This window comes from Parendozoicomonas haliclonae, assembly GCF_900174585.1.
GTDB lineage: Bacteria > Pseudomonadota > Gammaproteobacteria > Pseudomonadales > Endozoicomonadaceae > Sansalvadorimonas > Sansalvadorimonas haliclonae.
The window spans coordinates 308,957-322,028 of sequence record NZ_FWPT01000006.1; the positions used below are offsets into that span (position 1 = coordinate 308,957).

The 13,072-nt window shown below is 53.0% G+C and carries 14 protein-coding genes; 11 read left to right on the plus strand and 3 right to left on the minus strand.

What is annotated here, in order from left to right; genetic code table 11:
* Window positions 1-14: 14 nt before the first annotated feature.
* The 3 genes from EHSB41UT_RS14550 to cobD all read left to right on the plus strand — a co-directional run bounded on the left by EHSB41UT_RS14550 (window position 15) and on the right by cobD (window position 3,396).
* A complete protein-coding gene (locus tag EHSB41UT_RS14550; RefSeq protein WP_087111086.1) occupies window positions 15-734 on the plus strand; it encodes a hypothetical protein in 720 nt (239 codons plus the stop codon).
* Window positions 735-841: 107 nt separating this feature from the next.
* Window positions 842-2,290 carry an iron-containing alcohol dehydrogenase gene (locus EHSB41UT_RS14555; RefSeq protein ID WP_242667321.1) on the plus strand — a complete coding sequence of 483 codons (1,449 nt, stop codon included), beginning with the start codon at window positions 842-844 and terminating at the stop codon, window positions 2,288-2,290.
* A gap of 101 nt (window positions 2,291-2,391) precedes the next feature.
* Window positions 2,392-3,396, plus strand: a complete 1,005-nt coding sequence (gene cobD / locus EHSB41UT_RS14560) for a threonine-phosphate decarboxylase CobD (protein WP_087111088.1) — start codon at window positions 2,392-2,394, stop codon at window positions 3,394-3,396.
* Between the two features lie 4 nt (window positions 3,397-3,400).
* Here the strand turns inward: cobD and cbiB are convergent, their stop codons facing one another.
* Window positions 3,401-4,327 (minus strand): adenosylcobinamide-phosphate synthase CbiB, encoded by a 927-nt coding sequence (cbiB, locus tag EHSB41UT_RS14565; protein ID WP_087111090.1) that lies wholly within the window; start codon window positions 4,325-4,327, stop codon window positions 3,401-3,403.
* 274 nt (window positions 4,328-4,601) lie between these two features.
* Between cbiB and EHSB41UT_RS14570 the strand changes: the two genes are divergently transcribed.
* From EHSB41UT_RS14570 to EHSB41UT_RS14600, 7 genes are all read left to right on the plus strand, one after another.
* Window positions 4,602-4,874, plus strand: a complete 273-nt coding sequence (locus tag EHSB41UT_RS14570) for a EutN/CcmL family microcompartment protein (protein ID WP_087111092.1) — start codon at window positions 4,602-4,604, stop codon at window positions 4,872-4,874.
* 24 nt (window positions 4,875-4,898) lie between these two features.
* Window positions 4,899-5,369: a cupin domain-containing protein gene (locus EHSB41UT_RS14575; RefSeq protein WP_087111093.1), complete on the plus strand. Its 471-nt coding sequence runs from the start codon at window positions 4,899-4,901 to the stop codon at window positions 5,367-5,369.
* 73 nt (window positions 5,370-5,442) lie between these two features.
* On the plus strand, window positions 5,443-5,790 hold the full coding sequence (eutS, locus tag EHSB41UT_RS14580) for an ethanolamine utilization microcompartment protein EutS (RefSeq protein WP_087111095.1): 348 nt from the start codon (window positions 5,443-5,445) through the stop codon (window positions 5,788-5,790).
* Window positions 5,787-6,272: a EutP/PduV family microcompartment system protein gene (locus EHSB41UT_RS14585; protein WP_242667322.1), complete on the plus strand. Its 486-nt coding sequence runs from the start codon at window positions 5,787-5,789 to the stop codon at window positions 6,270-6,272. The genes eutS and EHSB41UT_RS14585 overlap by 4 nt, the downstream gene beginning before the upstream one ends.
* A 133-nt stretch (window positions 6,273-6,405) precedes the next feature.
* Entirely contained in the window at window positions 6,406-7,737 is a 1,332-nt protein-coding gene (locus EHSB41UT_RS14590; protein ID WP_087111097.1) for a 4Fe-4S dicluster domain-containing protein, read from the plus strand.
* 18 nt (window positions 7,738-7,755) lie between these two features.
* Window positions 7,756-8,304, plus strand: a complete 549-nt coding sequence (locus EHSB41UT_RS14595) for a BMC domain-containing protein (protein ID WP_087111099.1) — start codon at window positions 7,756-7,758, stop codon at window positions 8,302-8,304.
* 132 nt (window positions 8,305-8,436) lie between these two features.
* A complete protein-coding gene (locus tag EHSB41UT_RS14600) occupies window positions 8,437-9,153 on the plus strand; it encodes a Dph6-related ATP pyrophosphatase (RefSeq protein WP_165767274.1) in 717 nt (238 codons plus the stop codon).
* Window positions 9,154-9,203: 50 nt separating this feature from the next.
* Here the strand turns inward: EHSB41UT_RS14600 and EHSB41UT_RS14605 are convergent, their stop codons facing one another.
* On the minus strand, window positions 9,204-10,208 hold the full coding sequence (locus EHSB41UT_RS14605) for a GlxA family transcriptional regulator (protein WP_087111103.1): 1,005 nt from the start codon (window positions 10,206-10,208) through the stop codon (window positions 9,204-9,206).
* Between the two features lie 127 nt (window positions 10,209-10,335).
* Here EHSB41UT_RS14605 and EHSB41UT_RS14610 point away from each other — a divergent pair, with 127 nt between their 5' ends.
* Entirely contained in the window at window positions 10,336-11,127 is a 792-nt protein-coding gene (locus EHSB41UT_RS14610; RefSeq protein WP_087111105.1) for an MBL fold metallo-hydrolase, read from the plus strand.
* A gap of 55 nt (window positions 11,128-11,182) precedes the next feature.
* Here the strand turns inward: EHSB41UT_RS14610 and EHSB41UT_RS14615 are convergent, their stop codons facing one another.
* Window positions 11,183-12,862, minus strand: coding sequence for an NAD-dependent malic enzyme (locus EHSB41UT_RS14615; RefSeq protein WP_087111106.1), 1,680 nt, complete (start codon window positions 12,860-12,862; stop codon window positions 11,183-11,185).
* Window positions 12,863-13,072: the final 210 nt, after the last annotated feature.

Below are 13,072 nucleotides of genomic sequence, written 5' to 3' on the forward strand. Positions count from 1 at the left end.
AAGGAAATACGTGCATGAATACGGAAGCCTTGATTGAACTGATCTCCCGTCGGGTGATGGAGCAACTGCTTCAGGCAGGCACAACTATCGTGCCGGCCCAGGCTGCTGCGCGTAAAGAGAGCGTTCTGGTTCTCGGTCAGGATGGCCAGGCCGTACGTGAAAGCCTGTGGGGCCACTTTGAAGTGACCCTGCTGGAAGAAGTGGAGCAGCCAAGTGCTGCCGACTACGACCATATTGTTCTGGCCAACCTGCCAAACAAGCTGCTGGGCGAAATGGCTATCGGCCTTGAGCGTGGCGCAGATGGTTGTGTGATCGTTGAATCCCTGATGATGGGCAAGACCGTTCATATTCTGGACGAAGGTATTGCCTTCCGTCGCTTCAAGGCGACTGCCAATCCGGCTTTCTTCCAGGTGTTTGAAGACAAGGTCAACACTCTGGTGGGTTATGGCATGCAGGTTGTGAATCAGGCCTGTCTGAAAGATGTGCTGTCTGGCAAGGCTGTTGTTCAGGCTGCAGTCCGTTCTGCAGAGCAAGCCGCTCCTGTCGTGGAAGCCGTTCGTCCGGTTATGGCCGGTGCCATGAGCTTTGTCGGCAAGCGGGTGATCAGTGAGCGTGATCTGGAACGCGCCAATGAGCAGGGTTACACCGTGTTCGAGGTGCCAGAGACCGCATTGCTAACGCCGCTGGCGAAAGATTTTGTTCGTTTGAACCACCTTCATCTGAACAGAGTTTAAAGAAGTTTTCAGAACGGCCTTCGGGCCGTTCTTTCGTATATCTGTCTGGTAATTATCGTCGTTATGCGCACAGGGCTCATGGCGGCTGTGTTAGGAAGTGATTGATCGTGTCCAAAAGGCTGATTACAGAAAGCAATCTGGCAGAGTTCTGCACAGATGGTGTGCTTTACGTTGCCAAGGGTCAGATTGTTACCCCGGGTGCCCGGGATAAAGCGCTGCACAAAGGCATCCAGATTATTCATGGTGTTGCACCAAAAGCTGCAGAGCCTCAGCCGACTGGAGAGCCGGTTGTTGAGTGTGATGTTGCTGCTGAGCATGCCGCAGTGACGACCGCTATTGATGACTGTGCGATTGCCCGTCGTCTGGCCCAGGACAGCCACATGACCTTCCCGAAGGACATGGTGCTGGCCCAGAAGAGCGTGATGATGCCAAGCATCAACCTGCTCGGCCCAGGTTGTCTGGAGCAGGCTGCCAAGCGTGTTGGCGCCATGGGACACCGTAAAGGTCTGATCGTAACCGACGCCATGCTGAACAAGGTGGGTATGGTTCAGCAGGTGGTTCTGGTACTGGAAAAGTACGGTATTGCTACCGAAGTGTACGACGGCGTTCAGCCAAACCCATCCACAGCCAACGTTAACGAAGGTCTGCTCAAGCTTCGCAAGAAGAACTGTGACTTTGTTATCTCTCTGGGCGGCGGTTCTCCACACGACTGTGCCAAGGCGATTGCTCTGCTGTCTTCCAACGGCGGAACCATTGCTGACTACGAAGGTGTGGATAAGTCCACCACGCCGGCTCTGCCTCTGGTGGCTATTAACACCACGGCGGGTACGGCCTCTGAGATGACACGTTTCTGCATTATCACCAATGAAGAAACCAAGGTGAAAATGGCGATCGTGGACCCCCACGTGACCCCGGCCATCTCTGTTAACGATCCAAACCTGATGCTGGCTATGCCGGCCAGCCTGACTGCGGCAACCGGCATGGATGCCCTGACCCATGCGATTGAAGCGTTTGTGTCTACCAATGCCAACCCGTTCACCGATGCCATGGCCAGTAAGGCGATCAAGATGATGGTCGAATTCCTGCCTCGCGCAGTGGAAGACGGCAGTGATCTGGAAGCCCGTGAGCAAATGGCCTGTGCCCAGTTCATGGCCGGTGTCGCTTTTAATAACGCTGGTCTGGGTTATGTTCACGCGATGGCTCACCAGCTGGGTGGTATGTATGGTCTGCCCCACGGTGTCTGCAACGCGGTATTGCTGCCGCACGTTATGGCTTACAACATGCACAGCCGTATCAAGCGGATGAGCGATATTGCCCGTTATATGGGTTGTGACGTTCACGGTAAGGAACCACAGGATGCAGCGATCGAAGGTATCAAGCTGGTTTGCAGGATCCTGACTCAGGTTAATATGCCAACCACGCTGACCGAGCTGGGCGTGAAGGCTGAGGATATTCCTGCCATGGCTGCCAATGCCATGAAGGATGCCTGTGCTCTGACCAACCCGACCCGCGGTACCCAGGCGGATATTGAGCGTATCTTCCAGAACGCGATGTAAGCCTGATGAGGGTCAGAGAATACTCTGACCCTCTGTTCCTATCGTCGTGTAGACGACTATCATCCAACCTCGTTATTACTCTTCAGCCGGAAACAGAACCGATGCTTTCTCATGGCGGTAAATTGCGGGAAGCCTCCCGGACCTATCAAATACCACTGGATCAATGGGTTGATCTGTCCACGGGTGTGAATCCACGCTGCTACCCGATTCCTGAGATCTCTGTTCAAGCCTGGAATCGCCTGCCTGAAGACGACGACGGTTTAGTTTCTGCCGCCTGCGATTACTATCGTTGCTCCTCCCTGTTGCCGGTAGCCGGTTCCCAGGCTGCTATTCAGGCTCTGCCGCATATTCGCCGCCAGTTTCATCCTCAAAGCCGCAAGGTTGCCATTCCCCGTGTCGGTTACCGGGAGCATGGTCATGCCTGGCTGAAGCAGGGTTATGAGATTCTGGCCTATGACTTTGAGCCCACAGCCGAACAATTGGCAGAGGCTGATGTGGTCCTGGTGATTAACCCCAATAACCCGACCGGTTATTTTATCGATCCGCACAAGCTGCTGGGCTGGCATCAGCAGTTATCAAAGCGCCATGCCTGGCTGGTTGTGGATGAAGCGTTTATGGATTGTTCACCAGACTGGAGTATTAGCTCTGAATCCAACCAGCAGAATCTGGTTGTGCTGCGCTCTGTGGGTAAGTTCTTTGGGTTGGCCGGTATTCGTGCGGGGTTTGTATTGGCCCGTCCGGAAGTGCTGAAAGCGTTTCAGGAATATCTGGGGCCCTGGGGCGTACCGGGGCCGAGTCGTGAGGTGTGTACGGCGGCTTTCCGTGATGTGCCCTGGCAGGCGATGAACTTTGCTTTCCTGCAGGAAGGTAGTCATCGGTTGAAGAGTTTGCTTGAGCAGTACTTTAAGGATGTGGCCGGCACCATGCTTTTCCAACGTGTGCTTATTGATGGCGCCGATGAACTGCATCGAGAACTATGCCAGCAGGGTGTGTTTACCCGGTTGCTGGATGAGAAGAATGGGGTGCGCTTTGGTTTGCCGGGCAGTGAGACTGAGTGGCAACGGCTTGAGCAGTGTCTGCAAGCCGTTGCTATTAACCTGGGGTGAGCGTTTAGATCTGTAGCAGAAGAATTGTTGCTACCCAGATCCAGGTTCCGGTACTGACCAGTGAAACAGTCCGCTCGATATCCAGCATATTGGGCAGTTGTCCACAGCCCAGTACCGGGCTTTCTACCTCGACACCGTCATACACTGACTTGCCGCCAAGGGTGAAGCCCAAGGCTCCAGCGCCGGCAGCAATTACGGCACCGCCGTTACGGCTTTTGTACTGGCCAGCCTGCTTCCACCAACAGGACAGAGCATTGTTTAGATTGCCCTGAATACCGTAGGTTACTGCACCCAGTCGGGCCGGAATCCAGTTCAGGGCATCGTCCAGTCGTGCAGCCGCACGGCCGAAGTAGAGATAGCGTTCGTTCTTATAGCCCCACATCGCATCCAGTGTGTTGGCCAGACGATAGATAACCACACCGGGCGCGCCGGCTACGGTAAACCAGAACAATGCACCGAATACCGAGTCATTGCCGTTTTCCAGAACAGACTCAATGGTGGCGCGGATCATCTGATCCGGGGTGAGGTTCTTGGTTTCACGGCTGACCAGCCAGCCAGTCTTGGTGCGGGCTTCCTCAAGATCACCTTCTGCCAGTGGCTTGCTGACATAGCGGGCATGCTCGGCAAGGCTGCGGCCGCCAATAGCAAAGTAAAGGATCAGGACTTCAATAAACCAGCCGAGGTTCGGGAGCAGGGAGAGCAGCCAGGCCGCGAGGGCAAGTGGGAGAATGGCGGCGGCTGTCGCCAGTACGCCGGGAGGGAAGCGGTTTTCAGGCAGCTCTTCGGTAGGAGGATAAAAGAAGGCTTCCACTCTCTTGGCCAGTCGGCCAAAACCAACCAGCGGGTGCCAGCGGTTCACTTCACCAATACACAGATCCAGTACGACAGCGAGGAAGCACTGCGCACCAACGGAAAGCAGGAGTTCACTCATGTCATTCACGGGGCGGTTGAAAGATAACCCATCATAAACCAGAGCATCCGCTACAGTTCAGCAGACGCATCAGGTAACGAAAAAAATCTCACATTTTGTTGACTCAAGTCGATCTGATGACGCTGCTCAATTTGACCTGCGTCAATCGCCTTTCCCGGTACCGGTTTACCCTTTGCAATGCAAAATTCTCCCTCCGTGACCCGGTCCGTTCTGTTCAGATCTGGCGTTGTGTCTGTGTGAGATCGTGTTCTTAACCAACGACAGGAGTTCCGTTGTGCTGATTGGTAAAGTGGTTGGCAACGTCTGGGCAACACGTAAGCACCAGGGTCTGGATGGTTTCAAACTTATGGTTGTCCACATTCTCGATGCCGAAGGCCGGGAATCCCGTGACGCCAAAGTCGCTATTGATAACGTGGGTGCCGGTTTTGGCGACCATGTTCTGCTGGCCAGTGGCGGTGCTGCCCGAATGGTGTGCTCCGATCCGAAGGTGCCGGTTGATCTTGCCGTTGTCGGGATCATTGATGATCTCGATATTGTCAGCGCATAAACACCCCTCCACAGGATATTTGTTATGACCCAGATTACTGCTGAAGCTCTTGAGCAGATCGTCCGTAAAGTGATTGCTGAGCAGATGGCTGGCGTTGCCAAGCCAGAGTTTGAGAAGCACGTTGATGCGTCCGGCTGTGCCGTTGTTAAGTGCAACACTGTTAAGTGCAAGCCGTTCGATACCGGCAAGCCTGGCGACCAGGTTTTCATCACTGACCTGCTGGACCTGAACGAGAGCGAGCGTCTCGGCTGCGGCATGATGGAAATGCGCGATACCACCTTCGATTGGGAACTGCAGTACGACGAAATCGACTACATCATCGAAGGTACCCTGAAGGTGATCATCGATGGTCGTGAAGTTGTTGGTCACGCTGGCGACATGATGTTCATTCCTAAGGGCAGCAAGATCCAGTTCAGCGTAGAAGGCTTCGCTCGCTTCATGTTCGTTGTATACCCAGCGAACTGGGAGCAGATCGCTCGCGAAACCAACGGTTAATTATTCGCGCGGTTAAATTTTCACCAAAAGGCAGATCTCTGCCTTTTGGTGTTTCCGGTTTAAGGGCTAAAGCATGTTTGAAGAGAAAGAACGCGTCATACAGGAATACGTTCCTGGTAAACAGGTCACCATGGCACACCTGATTGCTAACCCGGAACGCAATCTGGTCAGCAAATTGGGTATGGACCCGGATGTCGTCAGTGCGATCGGTATTATGACCATCACCCCAAGTGAAGCCTCTATTGTTGCCGCAGATGTGGCGACCAAGGCCTCTGGTGTGGAAATTGGTTTCCTGGATCGCTTTACCGGCTGTCTGGTGGTGACTGGCGATGTGAGCAGTGTGGAATCCGCACTGAATGCCGCGATTGACCTTCTCTCAAACATGTTGAAGTTCTCCACGGCTGAGATTACCCGTTCATGAGTGCTGCTGAAGTTCTGACTGAAGAGCAGATGCACGACTTTGTTCCGGCTCCTCTGGGCAGACGCCTGATGCTGGTGGGTACCACCGGCTCCGGCAAAACCACGCTGATGCAGGCGCTGCTGGGTGAAGAACTGAAGTACATCAAAACCCAGGCCATGGATTACCGGGGCAAGATTCTTGATACCCCGGGAGAGTTTGTAGAGATGCCGCGTTTCTATAACGCCCTGACGGTGTCGTCTGCAGACTACGAAGTGGTCGCACTGGTGCACGACAGCTCCCGTCAAGTGAACTGCTTCCCACCCAACTTCAATGCGCTGTTTAATAACCGCGATGTTATCGGGGTTATTACCAAGGTTGATGTGGAAAAGTCCGGTCTGAGTTTTTCCCGCCGAATGCTGGAAAATGCTGGTGTGAAAAGAATTTTTGAAATCAGCTCCGTCTCGGGTAAAGGGATGCAGGAGCTGATGGATTATCTGAGCTAAGAGCTTGGCTTAAGTCCAGTCGATTGCCACTTGTCCGAACGGGACGATCAACAGCTTTAACGGGAAATGCACCTTCTTGATAAAGAACAGCCCATCAGGGCTTGGGCATTTCTCTGGTAACAGGAGAATACAAATGGATCTGATTACTCAGGTTCAAAACAGCGGTGTTGTAGGTGCTGGCGGTGCTGGCTTTCCGACCCATGTTAAGTTGGGGGCTCAGGCTGAGTACCTGATCATCAACGCGGCCGAGTGCGAGCCACTGCTGCAGACCGACCAGTACCTGATGCGCGAGCGTGCGGCAGAACTGGTTGGCGGCGTACTGCTGACCAAGGCACAGGTTCAGGCCGAGAAAGCTGTTATCGCTGTGAAGGGCAAGTATGGCGATGCCATCGCTGCCATGCGCGCGGTGATTGAAGAGCAGCAGGCCGAAATCGAAATTTTCGAGCTGCAGAACTTCTACCCTGCCGGTGACGAACAGATGACCGTGTACGAAGTGACTGGTCGTTCCGTTCCTCCTGGCGGCATTCCTCTGAACGTAGGTTGTGTGGTGTCCAACGTGGCGACCATGATCAACGTATTCGAGGCTTCCGAAGGCACAGCGGTTACTCACAAGTACGTGTCCGTGCTGGGTGAAGTGAACAACCCGCGTGTAATCCGCATTCCTGTTGGCGCAGCCCTGAGCGAGTGTCTGGTAGCTGCTGGCGGTACCACCATCGAAGACTTCGCCATTATCCGTGGCGGCCCGATGATGGGTAAGGTTGTTCGCAAGGACGAGCTGGAAGGCCTGTACCTGAAGAAGACCGACGGTGCCCTGATTGTTCTGCCTGCTGACCACTATCTGGTGCAGCGTTCCGAGCTGACTGAAGAGCAGATTCTGAACCGTGCCCGCAAGTGCATCCAGTGTCGTCAGTGTACCGATGGTTGCCCACGTAACCAGATCGGCCACGACCTGAACCCGCACAAGATGATGCGCGCAGTGATGATGGATGAGGTAGACGAGTCCGTTCAGGAAGCTCTGCTGTGCTGTGCCTGTGGTGTGTGTGAAATGTACTCCTGCCCGATGGGTATCGACCCACGTCAGGTGAACATCATTATCGCCAACAAGCTGCGTGCCAAAGGCATCCGTTACCAACACGATGGCAGTGAGATCATTGCCCGTGAAGGTCGTGAGTACACCAAGATTCCTCCTGCGCGTCTGATTGCCCGTCTGCAACTGGACAAGTGGGATCACCAGCATCTGGACAGCTTTGTAGATGTACAGTCCACCACTGTTCGTCTGCTGATGAGCCAGCATATCGGTGCACCAAGCATTCCTGCTGTTGCTGTAGGCGACGCTGTGACTGTTGGTCAGGTGGTTGGCACCATCCCTGAAGGTGCTCTGGGCTCCACTATTCATGCCAGCATCAACGGTACGGTTACCGCTGTTGAAAATGGCTACGTTGAAATCAGCACCCAGCTGTCGTGATCAGAAAGGATATAACCAATGAATAAAGCACTGGGTCTGCTTGAATTCACCAGCATCGCTTACGGTATGGATGCTGCTGATGCCATGGCCAAAGCTGCGGACGTACGTCTGGAAGAGTGTAAGACTATCTGCCCGGGTAAATTCCTGGTAGTGGTTTCCGGTCAGGTTTCTGCAGTGAAGTCTGCAGTTGATGCCGGCAAGCTGGTTGGTCGTCAAAACGTAATCAACGAACTGCTGATTCCTAGCATTCACGAAGAAGTGTTTGCCGGCATTCACGGTGTTGCCCGTAAGACCGAACGTGGTGCGGTCGGCATTCTGGAATTCTTCAGTGTAGCGTCTGCAATCGAAGCCGCAGATGCTGCTGCCAAGGCTGCTGAAGTAGTGATGATGGAAATTCGTCTGGCCATGGGTATCGGTGGTAAGTCGTATATCGTAATGACTGGTGAGCTGTCTTCCGTGAAAGCGTCTGTTGATGCTGGTGCGGCCGCTGGTGGTAAAGGCGGTATGCTGATCCACAAGGCGGTGATCGCATCCCCGACGCAAGCCTTCTTCAACAAGCTGAGCTAAGCTTTGTTGTGATGCTATCAACTGTTAAAGCAGTAGCAGCTTAAAGCACAATCAATGGGTCTGTTTCCTGATGGGAACAGACCCATTTTTCTATCAGATCTATTTCCAACCTTCTCGGCTAAGCGACTGATTATGTCTGATGCATTTCCTGTAGCGTTTTCTGTAAATCGGGATGCCACCTTCCCGGCAGCTGATGAGTCTTTTATTACTTCCTGGAGCGGTGGTAAGGATGCCTGCTTTGCATTCTGGCTGGCCTGCCAGCAGGGCGGATTACCTGCAGCTCTTTACACCATGCTGGACGAGCAGGGGACACACACCGGTTCCCATGGTCTGCACAAAGATATTATTGAAGCTCAGGCCAAGGCTCTGGGTGTGCCGGTACTGTTCCGTGCCGTTCCTCGCGGCAGTTATGAACAGCATATGAAAGATGTGGTTGCCGAGTCCCACGAACGTTTCAATACAACCAGTGTCGTGTTTGGCGATATTGATCTGGACGCCCACAAAGTCTGGCTGGATCGGGTAACGGATGAGGCCAATATCACTCCGCGCTTCCCGCTGTGGCACTACACCCGTCGTCAGTTGTTGGATGATGTTTTAAAGACTGGCTTCAAGACCATGATCGTTAGCCTCAAGCATGAAAAGATGGATGAGAAGTATCTCGGCCAGATCATGACGCCAGAACTGGCCAATGAGATTGAAACACTGGGTATCTGCCCAACGGCCGAAGATGGCGAGTTCCATAGTCTGGTGGTTGATGGTCCCTGCTTTACTGCACCGCTGGCCGTGAAGAAGGGCGAAGTGCGTTATGACAACCGCGGACACGCCATTATTGATATTGCTCTGGCGTAATCACCATTCCAGTCTGCTTCAAAGGATATGAAGCAGACTATTCCTATCTCCTATAAAACGACCTGAGCGCTTTCATCCCGTTTTGGATAAGCCTGCCTGAAGGCTATTCGCCACTGGCTTGGTGATACCTGAAACGCGCTTTTAAAGTATTTCCTGAACACACTCTCCGACCCAAAGCCTGACAGCTCGGCAACCTGTGATATGGAACTCTGGGTTGTTTCGAGCAGGCGCTGGCTGAGTAACAGACGCTGGTTGAGCAGCCAGGTGCCAAAGGTACAGCCGAAGGTGGCCTTGAACTGTCTGGTAAAGGTGCGCTTGCTCATGGCGCAGCGGCTTGCCACATCCTCCAGTGACCAGGGTTGTTTCAGGTCTTGTTCAATCTCTTCAATTACTCGGCTCAGGCTGCTTTCTGTTGGAGCCCTGGCACTAATGGGCGCCGGAATATATTGCTGCTGGCCGCCGGAGCGGAAGGGAGCTGTGACCATGGTTCTGGCCAGATCATTGGCAAATTCACTACCGCAATAACGGCGTACGATATGCAGGCAGCAATCGAGAGAGGCGGCAATGCCTGCCGAGGTGATGAGCTGTTCATGTTCAATAAACAACGGTTTGGGATCAACCTCAATCTTAGGGAAACGCCGCTGGAACTCATCGGCACATTCCCAGTGTGTAGTCATTCTCTTGCCATCCAGAATCCCCGCACAGGCCAGCACATAACTGCCAAGACACAGCCCCACCATTACCGCACCTCGCTGGTGGTGATACCGAATAGCTTCCAAAAGTCGTTCACTGGGTTGGGGTAAATCGCTGGGCCAGCTGGGGATGATAATAATCTCGGCGTTGTCCATGGCGCTGAGATCGTGCTCTACGGTGATGGCGAAACCGGAGCCGGTCGAGAGCTGATAGGCGTTCTCTGCACAAATCATCAGCTCAAACCTGGGAGCCATACGCACGAAAGCGTCCTGAAAAACCAGACAGGGCACGGACAGGTGAAAGGCACTGGTGCCTTCAAAGGCCAGCAGGGCAATACGGACAGGTTTCTCAGGAGTGGTCATACGACTTTGGCCATATTTGAGCGAACAATGACTTTAGGGACAGTATTGCACCTTTGGGCAACAAGACATACTGACATCACACAGTCACCGCTGCAGGCGTAACAGACGACAGGTCAGTTTCCACACCATGAAAATTCATCACCTCAGAAGCGCAACATTTCTCATCGAACACGGTGAGCACTTTATCCTGATTGACCCGATGCTGGGCAAGAAAGGCTCTCAGCCTCCTTTTTCCGTGATTCGGGCCAAAGCGCAGAAAAACCCGACGGTTGAACTGCCGTCAAATGCTGATGCTCTGCTGGAAAAGGTCACGCACACCCTGCTTACCCATAGCCAGACCTTTGGTATCAAAGCACTGCAGCATGGTGATCATCTGGATGCCGCGGGAGAATCCTTCCTGACCCGTCGCAATATTCCGGTGGCGACGCCGCAAAAAGATAAGGCTTATCTGGAAAAGTATGGAATCAACGTTGCGTGGGGTATTGAAAACTGGCAAACCATCGACTTCCTCGGTGGCAGGCTGACGGCAATCCCGGCTCAGCATGGTCATGGCTGGATCCACAAGGTTATGGCGAACGGTGTTGGCTTCTTTCTGGAACTGCCGGGTGCACCGAGCATTTATATCAGCGGCGATACCGTTCTGACTGATGATGTGAAGCGTGCGCTGAACGAACTTAAACCTGATATTACCGTTGTTGCTGCCGGTCAGGCGCAGATGGATGTCGGACAGCCATTGCTGATGTCGACCAATGAAGTGATGGAATTTATCCGACTCTCGCCCGGTAAAGTGATTGCCAACCATATGGAAGCCCTGAACCACTGTTCAATTGATCGAAAGACACTACGTGAGTCTTTGGAAGCGTATAATCTGAGCAATAAAGTGGCGATTCCGGCTGATGGGGAAACTCTGGAGTATTAATTGTGAGAGTGAGTGACAGATTACCCCGTCACTCACTCCTTTTACACAGCCGCTTTTAAACGACAGTTCTTGCCATTCTGCGATAGGTCGGCTCCCAGAATCTGGCTTGAATCCGGTTCTTGAGCTCTTCTTCACTCAACTCTGGTGACAGACCTTCCGCACCAGATTGCATGGCGACATATAGAGCGATATCCCGGGTTACTTGTTGAATATTCTCCATGGATGGCAGCAGTGCGCCATTAGGATCCATGGCTGATGGTGCTGCCTTTGCCAGAGTCTCCACCGCTTTATCCAGCATGCCATCCGAAATACGGGTTGCACCACTGGCCATCACGCTGAGGCCCAGCCCAGGGAAGATATAAATATTATTGCACTGGGCAATGGGATACTGACGACCGTTATATTCTACCGGCGCAAATGGGCTGCCGGTGGCAACAACGGCACGACCTTCGGTCCAGTGGATAATATCTTCCGGTGTTGCTTCAACCTGACTGATCGGGTTGGAAAGAGCAAAAATGATTGGACGCTCATGGTTGCGTGCCATCATCTCTACGATTTCCTGAGTAAACAGACCCGGCTGGCCGGATACACCGATAATCACATCCGGTTTGATATGTTCAACCACATCCTTCAGGAAGGCGCTCTGGTTCTGCAGTGCATCAGGAAGAGAGGCTGATTGTTGAACCAGCTTTTGCTGGAACGTATGCAGTTCCGTCATGTTATCTGTCAGCAGACCATGACGATCCACCATATAGAAACGGCTTCGGGCTTCTTCATCGCTCAAGCCACGGTTCACCATCAGACGAATAATCTGTTCGGCAATACCGCAACCGGATGAACCTGCGCCCAGAAAAGCCACGCGCATATCGGTAATTGATTTGCCAATCGACTGAGCAGCAGAAAGCAGAGTGCCGGCAGCCACAGCCGCAGTGCCCTGGATGTCATCGTTAAAGGAGCAGATTTCATCACGGTACTTTTCTAACAGAGGCGTCGCATGATGAATGGCAAAGTCTTCAAACTGCAGCAGGACATTAGGCCAACGACGTTTAACAGCCTGAATAAACATATCGACGAATTCATAGTATGCATCATCGTCGATACGGTTGTGACGCCAGCCCAGGTAGTTTGGGTCGTCCAGCAGTTCCTGATTGTTGGTACCGCAATCCAGAGTGATTGGCAGGGTCAGGTTTGGTGTTACGCCGCCCACTGCGCTGTAAAGGGAGAGTTTGCCGATACAGATACCCATACCGCCGATGCCCTGGTCTCCCAGACCCAGTACGCGCTCACCATCCGTCACTACGATAACTTCAACATTACGACGGAAGTTGGCCAGCATGGCGTCCATATGCTCTCTGTCCGGATAGGCAATAAAGAGCCCGCGCGGACGGCGGTACAGATCACTGAAACGCTGGCAGGCTTGTCCGACTACCGGCGTATAGATAATCGGCAGCACTTCCTGCAGATGACGCTGCAGCAAGGCGTAGAACAATGTCTCATTGGTATCCTGAAGCGCACGCAGGTAGATATGTTTCAGAATCGGTGTCGGTTTGATCGAGAACGATTTGTAGGCCCGGTGGCACTGCTCTTCCAGAGTTTCGATGCGTGGAGGCAGCAAACCATGCAGGTCCAGCTCGGTACGTTCCTCGTGAGTAAACGCCGTTCCCTTGTTAAGCAGGGAGTTCTCCAGCAGTAAACGTCCATTCAATGCTGTGTATGTATGATCAACAGGTTGCATAAGTTTTTCGGCAAAAAGAGAGCGGGCCCGGATGAGAAACCCGCGAGCGTTTACATAAAAGTGAGTTTTGAAGACAAAACTTTTTCTTTAATACGGATTTTGGATTGCCAGATTAACCCGGAACCGGAATGGGGAATCTTAATCTCACAGATCAACAACTATGGCGATCTGCAGAGTCGGCAGGATAAAGAAAGAAGCCTTGCTGAGTTT